This window comes from Mesorhizobium sp. FG116 (assembly GCF_057809835.1).
Map to the genome: position 1 here is coordinate 1 of NZ_JBMDKS010000091.1, position 2,693 is coordinate 2,693.

The window sequence follows — 2,693 nt, forward strand, 5'->3', positions numbered from 1 at the left end:
TTTCCGCTCCGAGGACCTGATGGCGGCAGACAAGCTCTCGAAGTACAAAGCCAAGCGCGATTTCACGCTCACTAAGGAGCCAAGTGGCCGCGAGGCGACAAGACCCTCAAATCGCCGGCGCTTCGTCATACAGAAACACGACGCCACGCGGCTGCATTATGATCTCCGCCTTGAGCTGGACGGGGTCTTCAAATCCTGGGCCGTGACGCGCGGCCCGTCGCTCGATCCACACGACAAACGTCTCGCCGTCGAGGTCGAAGACCATCCGCTCGACTACGGCGATTTCGAAGGCACCATCCCGAAAGGCCAGTATGGCGGCGGCACCGTCATGCTCTGGGACCGCGGCTATTGGGAGCCGGAAGGAAAGAAGAGCCCGGAACAGGCGCTGGCCAAGGGCGACTTCATGTTCACCCTCGACGGCGAGCGGCTCCACGGCGGCTTCGTGCTGGTGCGAATGGCGAACGACCGTGAGCGCGGTAAGCGCACGAACTGGCTGCTGATCAAGCATCGCGATGAATATGCGGTGGAGCAAGACGGCGGCGCGGTCCTGGACGAGAACGACACGTCCGTCGCCTCGGGGCGCAGCATGGAGGCGATCGCTTCCGGAAAGGGCCGCAAGCCGAAGCCGTTCATGCTGCGGGACGGCAAGGTCGAAGCCGACGCCGTATGGGACAGCCGCTCCGGACTTGCGGCCGACGAGCGGAAGCAGAAGGCTCGCAGAACGAAGACGCCGGAGACCGCCAGCGCCGTCGACCTGCCCGACTTCATCGCGCCGCAGCTTTGCGAGACGCTTGCCCGACCGCCCTCCGAAAGCAGTTGGCTGCACGAGATCAAGTTCGATGGCTACCGCATCCAGATGCGGGTGCTCGGCGGCGAGGCGACCCTGAAGACCCGCAAGGGTCTCGACTGGACTGCCAAGTTTTCCGCGATCGCACGCGCTGCAGGTGACCTTCCCGACGCGATCATCGACGGCGAGATCTGCGCGCTCGACGAGAACGGGGCACCGGACTTCGCCGCGCTGCAGGCGGCTCTTTCGGAAGGCAAGACCGATGATCTGGTCTATTTCGTGTTCGATCTCTTGTTCGACGGCGGCGAGGATTTTCGTCCCTTACCGCTCTCGAAGCGCAAGGCCCGGCTCCAGCAATTCCTGACCGACGCCGGCGAAGATGTCCGGATCCGTTTCGTCGAGCATTTCGAGACCGGTGGCGAAGCCGTACTGCGCTCGGCCTGCCGGCTGTCGCTCGAAGGCATCGTCTCGAAGCGCGCCGACGCGCCCTACGTCTCCGGACGCACGGATCGCTGGGCGAAATCCAAATGCCGCGCCGGCCATGAGGTCGTCATCGACGGCTATTCGACCACCAACGGCAAGTTCCAGTCTCTCCTGGTCGGCGTCAATCGCGGCGAGCACTTCGTCTATGTCGGGCGCGTAGGCACTGGCTACAGCGCCGCCAAGGTGAAGGACCTGGTGCCGAAGCTGAAGGCGTTCGCGGCCGCGAAGTCGCCGTTCACCGGCATCGGCGCGCCGAAGAAAGAGCCCGGCGTGACATGGCTGAAGCCTGGACTGGTCGCTGAGATCGAATTTGCCGGCTGGACGTCGGACGGCCTCGTGCGGCAGGCCGCGTTCAAAGGCCTGCGCGAGGACAAGCCGGCGGCCGAGGTCGAGGCCGAGAAACCCGCTCCACCAGCAAAGACGGAAGTGCCGGAGCCAGCGGCGCCGACGTCGTCGAGGACTCCGCGCCGCGGCGGCAAGGTCAATGTCATGGGCGTGCTGATCTCCAATCCGGACAAGCCGCTATGGCCCGACGCCAATGACGGCAAGACGGTCACCAAGGAGAACCTGGCCCGCTATTATGAGGCCGTCGGCTCCTGGTTGATCGAGCACATCCGCGGGCGGCCGTGCTCGATCATCCGCGCGCCGGACGGGATCGGCGGCGAGCAGTTCTTCCAGCGTCATGCCATGCCCGGAACCTCCAATCTGCTGGAGCTGGTGAAGGTGTTCGGCGACAAGAAGCCTTATCTGCAGATCGATCGGGTCGAGGGCCTCGCGGCGGTTGCACAAATTGGCGCGCTCGAGCTGCACCCTTGGAATTGCGCGCCGCAGCAGCCGGAAATGCCGGGCCGGCTGGTGTTCGATCTCGATCCTGGTCCCGACCTCCCGTTTCCGAAGGTGGTCGAGGCGGCGAAGGAAATGCGTGAACGCCTCGACGCTCTCGGCCTCGTCAGCTTCTGCAAGACGACCGGCGGCAAGGGACTGCACGTCGTCACGCCGCTTGCTGTCACTAGGCGCAGCAAACTGACCTGGCCGGAAGCAAAGGGCTTTGCGCATGACGTCTGTCTGCAAATGGCACGCGACAATCCGGACCTCTATCTGATCAAGATGGCGAAGAACCAGCGCCACGGCCGCATCTTCCTTGACTATCTGCGCAACGACCGGATGGCGACGGCCGTCGCGCCGTTGTCGCCGCGCGCGCGGCCCGGAGCGACGGTTTCGATGCCGCTGACCTGGAGCCAGGTCAAAGCCGATCTCGACCCGAAGCGCTACACGCTGCGCACCGTGCCCGGATTGCTTGCGAAGAGCGCGGCCTGGAAGGACTACGGCGATGGTGATCGCCCGCTGGAGCCGGCGATCAAACGGCTCGGTCGGTCGATGAAGCAGGCGGCGTAGTCAGACCTCGCGATCGTTGATGTCGAAG

General features: G+C 64.6%; 1 protein-coding gene. It reads left to right on the plus strand.

The window, feature by feature from the left end:
- Nucleotides 1-19: 19 nt before the first annotated feature.
- The gene (ligD, locus tag ACODTY_RS23710) at nt 20-2,665 is read left to right on the plus strand and encodes a DNA ligase D (protein WP_488996630.1); all 2,646 of its coding nucleotides are present in this window, start codon (nt 20-22) and stop codon (nt 2,663-2,665) included.
- Nucleotides 2,666-2,693: the final 28 nt, after the last annotated feature.